The 8,098-nt window shown below is 72.8% G+C and carries 5 protein-coding genes; 2 read left to right on the forward strand and 3 right to left on the reverse strand.

The window, feature by feature from the left end; all coding sequences use genetic code 11:
- Positions 1-56: 56 nt before the first annotated feature.
- Positions 57-2,495 carry a DNA helicase PcrA gene (pcrA, locus tag D3105_RS12800; protein WP_030577846.1) on the forward strand — a complete coding sequence of 813 codons (2,439 nt, stop codon included), beginning with the start codon at positions 57-59 and terminating at the stop codon, positions 2,493-2,495.
- A 71-nt stretch (positions 2,496-2,566) separates the two neighbouring features.
- Here pcrA and D3105_RS12805 read toward each other — a convergent pair whose 3' ends face one another.
- Positions 2,567-4,315 carry a M23 family metallopeptidase gene (locus D3105_RS12805; RefSeq protein ID WP_118903374.1) on the reverse strand — a complete coding sequence of 583 codons (1,749 nt, stop codon included), beginning with the start codon at positions 4,313-4,315 and terminating at the stop codon, positions 2,567-2,569.
- A 206-nt stretch (positions 4,316-4,521) separates the two neighbouring features.
- Complete coding sequence (locus tag D3105_RS12810) at positions 4,522-5,427, reverse strand: esterase/lipase family protein (RefSeq protein ID WP_118903375.1); 906 nt, start codon at positions 5,425-5,427, stop codon at positions 4,522-4,524.
- Between the two features lie 359 nt (positions 5,428-5,786).
- On the opposite strand from D3105_RS12810, the gene D3105_RS12815 reads away from it, so the two are divergent.
- Positions 5,787-6,200 carry a cobalamin B12-binding domain-containing protein gene (locus tag D3105_RS12815; protein WP_030577840.1) on the forward strand — a complete coding sequence of 138 codons (414 nt, stop codon included), beginning with the start codon at positions 5,787-5,789 and terminating at the stop codon, positions 6,198-6,200.
- Between the two features lie 74 nt (positions 6,201-6,274).
- Here the strand turns inward: D3105_RS12815 and D3105_RS12820 are convergent, their stop codons facing one another.
- Positions 6,275-7,921: a DUF5691 domain-containing protein gene (locus tag D3105_RS12820; protein WP_118903376.1), complete on the reverse strand. Its 1,647-nt coding sequence runs from the start codon at positions 7,919-7,921 to the stop codon at positions 6,275-6,277.
- Between the last annotated feature and the right edge of the window lie 177 nt (positions 7,922-8,098).

The raw sequence follows: 8,098 nt of genomic DNA on the forward strand, positions 1-8,098 counted from the left end.
TCGCTTGTCGGCTTCGGCGGAACGTTGTCGGTCCGGCCGCCTAGACTCGGGAGGCGATGAGCAGCCTCTTTGACGACAACTTCCTGACCGGCCTCCAGCCCGCGGAGGACGGCCCCCCGCCGCCCCCCGAGGACCACGCGCCCGAAGCGGTGCCGGAGGGACTCTTCGAGGGCGTCTACGACGCGCCCCCGCCGCCCCGGGACGGGTACTACCGGGACGGTCACCCGCGCCCGGCGATCGACTCCGCCGCGCTGCTCGACGGCCTCAACACCGAGCAGCGCGCCGCCGTCGTGCACGCCGGGTCCCCGCTGCTCATCGTCGCCGGGGCCGGCTCCGGCAAGACCCGGGTGCTCACCCACCGCATCGCCCACCTGCTGGCCGAGCGCGGCACGCACCCCGGGCAGATCCTCGCGATCACCTTCACCAACAAGGCCGCGGGCGAGATGAAGGAACGCGTCGAGCAGCTCGTGGGCCCGCGCGCCAACGCCATGTGGGTCATGACCTTCCACAGCGCGTGCGTCCGCATCCTGCGCCGCGAGTCGAAGAAGCTCGGCTTCACCTCGTCGTTCTCGATCTACGACGCCGCCGACTCCAAGCGGCTGATGGCCCTGGTCTGCCGCGATCTGGACCTCGACCCCAAGCGCTATCCGCCGAAGTCCTTCACCGCCAAGGTCTCCAACCTCAAGAACGAGCTCATCGACGAGGAGACCTTCGCCGGGCAGGCGGCCGACGGCTTCGAGAAGACCCTGGCCCAGGCCTACGCGCTCTACCAGGCCCGCCTGCGCGAGGCCAACGCCCTGGACTTCGACGACATCATCATGACGACGGTCCACCTCCTCCAGGCATTCCCGGACGTCGCCGAGCACTACCGCCGCCGCTTCCGCCACGTCCTCGTCGACGAGTACCAGGACACCAACCACGCCCAGTACACGCTGGTCCGTGAGCTGGTCGGCCCGGCCGGGGAGAACGACGCCCCCGCCGAGCTGTGCGTGGTCGGTGACGCGGACCAGTCGATCTACGCCTTCCGGGGCGCGACCATCCGCAACATCCTCCAGTTCGAGGAGGACTACCCGAGCGCGACGACGATCCTGCTGGAGCAGAACTACCGCTCCACGCAGACCATCCTCTCCGCCGCCAACGCCGTCATCGAGCGCAACGAGAGCCGCCGCCCGAAGAACCTCTGGACCAACGCCGGCTCCGGCGCCCGCATCACCGGCTATGTCGCCGACACCGAGCACGACGAGGCGCAGTTCGTCGCCGACGAGATCGACCGGCTCACCGACGCGGGCGACGCCAAGGCGGGCGACGTCGCCGTCTTCTACCGGACCAACGCCCAGTCCCGTGTCTTCGAAGAGATCTTCATCCGCGTCGGTCTGCCCTACAAGGTCGTCGGCGGCGTGCGCTTCTACGAGCGCAAGGAGGTCCGGGACGTCCTGGCCTACCTCCGCGTCCTCGCCAACCCCGAGGACACCGTTCCGCTCCGCCGCATCCTCAACGTCCCCAAGCGCGGCATCGGCGACCGCGCCGAAGCCATGATCGACGCCCTGTCGATGCGCGAGAAGATCTCCTTCCCGCAGGCGCTGCGCCGCGTCGACGAGGCGTACGGCATGGCCGCCCGCTCCTCCAACGCCGTCAAGCGCTTCAACACGCTGATGGAGGAGCTGCGCACGATCGTCGAGTCCGGCGCAGGACCCGCCGTCGTGCTGGAAGCCGTCCTGGAGCGCACGGGCTATCTCGCCGAGCTCCAGGCCTCCACCGACCCGCAGGACGAGACCCGTATCGAGAACCTCCAGGAACTCGCCGCCGTCGCCCTCGAATTCGAGCAGGAGCGCGGCGAGGAGGAGGGCGCGGGCACGCTCGCGGAGTTCCTGGAGAAGGTCGCGCTCGTCGCGGACTCCGACCAGATCCCCGACGAGGACGAGGACGGCTCCGGCGTCATCACGCTGATGACCCTGCACACGGCGAAGGGCCTGGAGTTCCCCGTCGTCTTCCTCACCGGCCTGGAGGACGGCGTCTTCCCGCACATGCGGGCCCTCGGCCAGACCAAGGAGCTGGAGGAGGAGCGCCGCCTCGCGTACGTCGGCATCACCCGCGCCCGCGAACGGCTCTACCTGACCCGGGCCGCCATGCGCAGCGCCTGGGGCCAGCCCTCGTACAACCCGCCCTCGCGGTTCCTGGAGGAGATCCCGGAAGCGCACCTGGACTGGAAGCGCAAGGGCCCGATGGCCGCCCCCGCCGGGCCCACCTCCGGCATCACGTCCTCGCTGTCCTCCTCCCGATCCCGCTCCGGCCCCTCGGGCTTCGCGACCCGGCGCTCCTCGGACAAGCCGACGGTCGCCCTGGCCGTCGGGGACCGGGTCACGCACGACCAGTTCGGCCTGGGCACGGTGACGGCCGTCGAGGGCCACGGCGACCAGGCCAAGGCGACCGTCGACTTCGGCGACGAGCGCCCGAAGAAGCTGCTCCTGCGGTACGCGCCGGTCGAGAAGCTGTAGGTCGACACGAGTGAGGGGCAGGGCTCCGAAGCCCTGCCCCTCACTCTCGTGCTCGCATTTCCGCCCGTCCGTCAGGCCGGGTTGAGACCCTTGCTGCGCAGCCACACCAGCGGGTCGATCGCCGTGCCGCCGCCGGGCCGGACCTCGAAGTGCAGGTGCGGGCCGGTGGAGTTGCCCGAGTTCCCGGAGTACGCGATGACGTCACCGGCCTTCACCGGGCCCGAGCGGATCTTGGTGCTGCTGAGGTGGCAGTACCAGGTCTCGGTGCCGTCGGCGGCGGTCACGATCGCCATGACCCCGTAGGCGCTGTTCAGCTGGGTGCGTACGGTGCCGTCGGTCGCGGCCATCACCGGAGTGCCGTACGAGACGGGGAAGTCGATGCCCGAGTGCACGGACATCCAGTTGACGCCGGCCTGGCCGTAGTAGGCGGAGAGCCCGTGCTGCTTGACCGGCAGGACGAACTTGGGGCGCAGCGCCTCACGGCGTGCGGCCTCCTCCTCGCGCTTCTTCTTCTCCGCCGCCTGGCGCTCCCGCAGGTCGATGCGTTCCTGGGTGCGGCTCGCGCGCTCGCGGAAGTCGTCACTGCCCTCGGAGAGCTGCGCCAGCTGGCTGTCCAGCCGGTTGTTCGCGGCGACCGGCTTGACCGTGCTCGGGTCGGCGACCGCCAGCGAGGTGGTCGTCTCCTCCGGCTTCTCCTCGCCGCCGGGCATCCCGCCGACCGAGGCGGCCGCGATGCCCGCGACGCTCATCACGCAGGCGGAGGGCACCGCGACGGTCAGCAGGGCGGAGCGCTTGGCGGGGGTGCGGCGGCGGGCCCGGTTGCGCGGGGCGGGTGGCCGGACCGCGGTGCGGTTCACGGAGTGCGGGGCGGGGAAGCCGTCCCCGGCCTCCTGCTCCGGCTCCGGCGTGACGTCCGGTGCGACGTCGTCGCTGAGGGCGTCGAACTGAGCGGTGGCGGACGCGTCGGCCACCGGTTCACCGGCCGTGCGGTCCGCCTCGGCCGGCTCCTCGGGCACCGTCATGTCGGCCTGCTGCTGTTCGTACAGCGAGTGCGACGTCTGTTCGGGCTCGTACGCGGCGTCCCCGGGCGTGGCGCCGGAGTTCCAGGCGGTCGCGTCGTAGGCGCCCGTGTCGTACGGGACGGTGCCGTACGCGCCGGTCTCGTAGACCCCGGTGTCGTAGGCGCCGGTGGTGAAGGCGGTGGTGGCGTAGGCCCCGGTCTCGTAGGCGTCCGCCCCGTAGACGCCGCCGGTGCCGTACGCGGTGTCCGCCGGGTAGGTACCGGTCTCGTGGGCGGCCGTCTCGTACGCCGCCCCGGTGCCGTACGCGCCGGTGGTGTCGTACGCCTCCGCCCCGTACGCGGCGTCGGTGCCGTACGGGGCGGAGGGGAAGCCTGTGGTGGGGAACGCACCGGTGTCGGCGGTCGCCCACTGGCCGGTCAGATCCTGGTCGTCGACCTGCTGCCAGGCCCCGGAGGTGTCCCACTGCTGCGTGGCGTGGGCCTGCTGGGTGGCGTCCTGGACGTGCTCCTGGGCGGCGTAGCCGTCGTGGGCCGGCGTCTGCTGGGCGCCGGTGTTCCACGCGGAGGCGTCGTACTGGCCGCTGTGGTCCGGCTGTCCGGTCGCGTACGCGGTGGCGAAGCCGTCGCCGTAGGTTCCCTGGCCATAGCCGGCGTCGCCGTATCCGGCGGCGGGGTGACCGGCGTCGTAGCCGGTGTCGTGGCCGCCGGGGAGCGAGCCGAAGAGCGGGTCGGTGTCGAAGCTGCCGGTCGATCGGTCGTCGTACCCGACGTGCCCGGCGTGGGGGTGCTGGTCGTTCACCAACGTCTCTCTCGCCTCGGCAGCAGGACTGTTCTGGGTCCCGGTCAGGGGTGTCCCAGGGGGAAGCAGTGGCCGCGACTGTACCCGGCGGTATGTGAGGACGACAATCTTCGACAGGTTTTGGGTCCGCAGGAAACGGGCAATCGGCCGTCTTTCGGTGGACGGCAGACGCAGCCTTGGCCCTACGTTCGAGTGGTGTTCTATTTTCAGGCCACGGACGTCGCCCCGGTGGCGGTGGCGTCGTCCTCTCCGGCCTCCGGCGCCTCGAGAGCCTCACGGACCGCGGCGGCCACCGTGGGGTGCACGGGCAGTGCGAGGTGCCCGATGCCGGTGACGCGTACGTTCACCGCGTCGAGATCCGGGTGGTCGACGCACGCCGTCTCGACGGGGACCATCACCTGGTCCAGCTCGCTCCAGAAGCTCACGAACCGGGTCCGGCAGCCGGGGGCGGGACCGCGCAGCTCCTCGATCACCGAGGAACCGCCGCGCATCTGCCGCACGATGGGGTGAACGCCCGCCCCGGGGGCGACGGCGGTGCCGCCGTGCGGGGTCCCGAGCGTCACCAGCGTGCGCACGCGCCGGTCACCGCCGAGTCGCTGTACGTAATAGCGGGCGATCAGGCCGCCGAGGCTGTGCCCGACGATGTCGACCCGGCCGTGCCCGGTGCGTGCGCAGATCTCCTCCACATGCCGGCCGAGCAGTTCGGCGGCGGTGCGGACGTCGCGGGTCAGCGGTGAGTAGTTGAGGGATGCCAGGTGGCGGCCGTGCCGGGTCAGCACGCGGCGCAGGACGACGAACGCGGAGCGGTTGTCGATGAAGCCGTGCAGCAGGACGACGGGCGGCGTCGCGGCGGTCGTGGCCGGCAGCGCGGTGGTCGCGGTCGTGGCCGACGGGTCGGCCGTGGCGGGAGGCCCGGGCTCGGCGGGCGCGGTACCGCCCCGCTCGGGGGTGAGCCCGAAGGGGTAGACGACCAGGCGCCCGGTGAGGACGAACAGCTCCAGCGCGGTGGCGCCGAGCAGCGCGGACGACAGCCGGGGGAGGGCAGGGAGGCGGGCGAGGCGGCTGAGCTGGGTGAAGTAGGTCAGCGGGGAGAGGGGAGGGGGGAGCTTCACGGCCTGCCTCCTGCACCGGCGTACGGAGGAGGAGGCCCCCGTCCCCGTACGCCCTTGTGGGTGGCGGGACGAGGAGTGCTGCCGGCCGGCCCGGGCGGCCGTGGCCGGGTCGAGGGCCGTACCACCGTGCCGTGCGGCTGGCGGCGCGGTGGTACGGCGACCTCGTAGCGGCTCTCCTTGCGCCGAGGCCCCGCGCGGCCGGAGCTCCGCGTGGTGCCGGGGACGACGCCTGGCGAACATGTCCCACGTGTGATTTCCCCCTCCCCGCCTGCCGCGAAACTGCGGCTTGCGGGATGCTGTGGATAACGTTCGTTCACATCCCCGTCCCTTCAGACGCGGGAGACCAGGTGGAGGCAGTGATGGGTGTGACCGGTCCGATCCGTGTGGTGGTGGCCAAGCCGGGCCTCGACGGCCACGACCGCGGGGCCAAAGTCATCGCGCGGGCGTTGCGGGACGCCGGTATGGAGGTGATCTACACCGGGCTCCACCAGACGCCCGAGCAGATCGTCGACACGGCGATCCAGGAGGACGCCGACGCCATCGGCCTCTCGATCCTCTCCGGGGCGCACAACACGCTGTTCGCCAAGGTGATCGAGCTGCTGAAGGCCCGCGAGGCGGAGGACATCAAGGTCTTCGGCGGCGGGATCATCCCCGAGGACGACATCGCCCCGCTGAAGAAGCTGGGCGTCGCGGAGCTCTTCACGCCGGGGGCGACGACGACCGAGATCGTCACGTGGGTCAACGCCAACGTCCGCCAGGCCGCCCAGGCCTGAACGCCGCCCCCGGGACGGGCCCGCCGCACACGGGCCCGTCCCGTCCCAGGCCGTCAGCGCCCCCGCCGTCTCCGTCAGGCCATCAGCTCCGCCTCCATCGCGGCGCGCAGCCGCAGGGTGGAGACCAGGCGCTGGAAGGCCTCGGACCAGTAGCCGCCGGCCCCCGGTGACGCGCCCTCCGGCTCGTCCTGTGCGGCCGTCAGGACCTCCAGCCGGTCGGCCTCGGCCGGATCCAGACAGCGTTCCGCGAGGCCCATCACCCCGCTGAAGCTCCACGGATAACTCCCGCCGTCCCGCGCGATGTCGAGCGCGTCGACCACCGCGCGCCCGAGCGGCCCGGCCCAGGGGACCGTGCACACCCCGAGCAGCTGGAACGCCTCCGACAGGCCGTGCGCCGCGATGAACTCGGCCACCCAGGAGGCACGTTCCCCCTCGTCCAGGCTGGCCAGAAGCTTCGAGCGCTCGGCGATCGAGGCCGTCCCGGTGCCGTTCGCCACCGGCTCCGACGGACGCCCGAGCAGGGCCCGGGACCACCGCGGATTCCGCTGCCGGACCGCTGCCCGGCACCAGGCGGTGTGCAGCTCGTCGGCCCAGTCGTCGGCGACGGGCAGGGCCACGATCTCCTCGGCCGGACGCCCGCCGAACCGCTCCTCCCAGACGCCGAGCGGGGTGGCCTCCACCAACTGCCCGAGCCACCAGGAGCGTTCGCCCCGGCCCGTCGGCGGAACCGCCATGACGCCGTCGCGCTGCATGTCCGCGTCGCATTCGTGCGGCGCCTCCACGGCGATGGAAGCGACATCCCCCGTACGGTCCGGGTGCACGCAGGACAGCGCGCGGGCCGCCATCCGTCCGGCGAGCGCCGACTCGGGCAGGGCGGAGAGCAGTTCGGCGGCGGTGGCGCGGACATTGCGGCTGCGGTCGGACAGGGCCTGCTCCAGGAACGGCTCGTCGGCGCCGCCCAGCCCGGACCGCAGGGAATCCAGGAACATCAGCCGGTCCTCGGCCCGTTCGGCCGGCCAGGTGGTGGCGAGCAGGGCGAGCGCGGCGGGCGGATCCTGCGCTCGTACGGCGTCGAGCAGCGCGACCCGCTCCGCGAACAGCCCCTCCTCCCACAGCCGGGCCACCGCACCCGGGTCCGTGAGGTCGGGCTGCGGCGCACCGCTCGCGGAGCCCCGCAGGGCGAACTTCCAGTCGGGGTTCAGCCCGGCCAGCCACATCCCGCGCGGCCCGGCGAACGCGAGCGCCTGCGGGCGCAGGTCCGTCCGCGCGCGGGCGGCGTCCAGCAGCGGGGGCAGCAGGGCCGCCGGGGCGCGGAAGCCCTGCCGGTTGGCGATGGCCAGCCACTGCGGGATGAGCTCGGTGAGGTCGGGCGCGGCCCCGCGCCGCCCACCGCCCGAGGGCGCGGAGCGGTCGGCCAGCAGGTGGGCGAGCCGGTGCCGGGCTGCCTCGGGGAGCGCCGGGCGCGGATCCGGGGCGGCGGGCTCGGGCCGGGCCTCCGGCACGGCGGGCAGCAGCCCGGCCCGCCGCCGCACGGTGTGCAGCGCGGCGGCGTCCAGCAGGGCGGCGGGGGCATCGGCCGGTACGGGGCCGCCGCGTGGTGCCGGTGGACGGCGGTCGGTCCCCAGGAGAGCGGAGGTGACCAGCTCCTCCCAGGGGAGGGAGTCGACGGACGCGGGTGCGGATGTGGTGGTGGTTGCGGTGGGGCTGGTCGTGTGAGGCATCTCTTTCCCCTCCCGTGGCAGGGATGCGCGGATGTCGGACAGGAGCAGCGGACCGGGCAGCGATGAGTGCGGGGCGGGTCGTCGGCGCGTGGGCCCGGTCCGGCGGCCGGCCCACCCGCCCGGGTCAGACCAGTTGGAGTGTCTTGCCTCCAGTACACAAGTCGGGTGAGGCTTCCA

The organism is Streptomyces globisporus (assembly GCF_003501885.1).
GTDB lineage: Bacteria > Actinomycetota > Actinomycetes > Streptomycetales > Streptomycetaceae > Streptomyces > Streptomyces globisporus_D.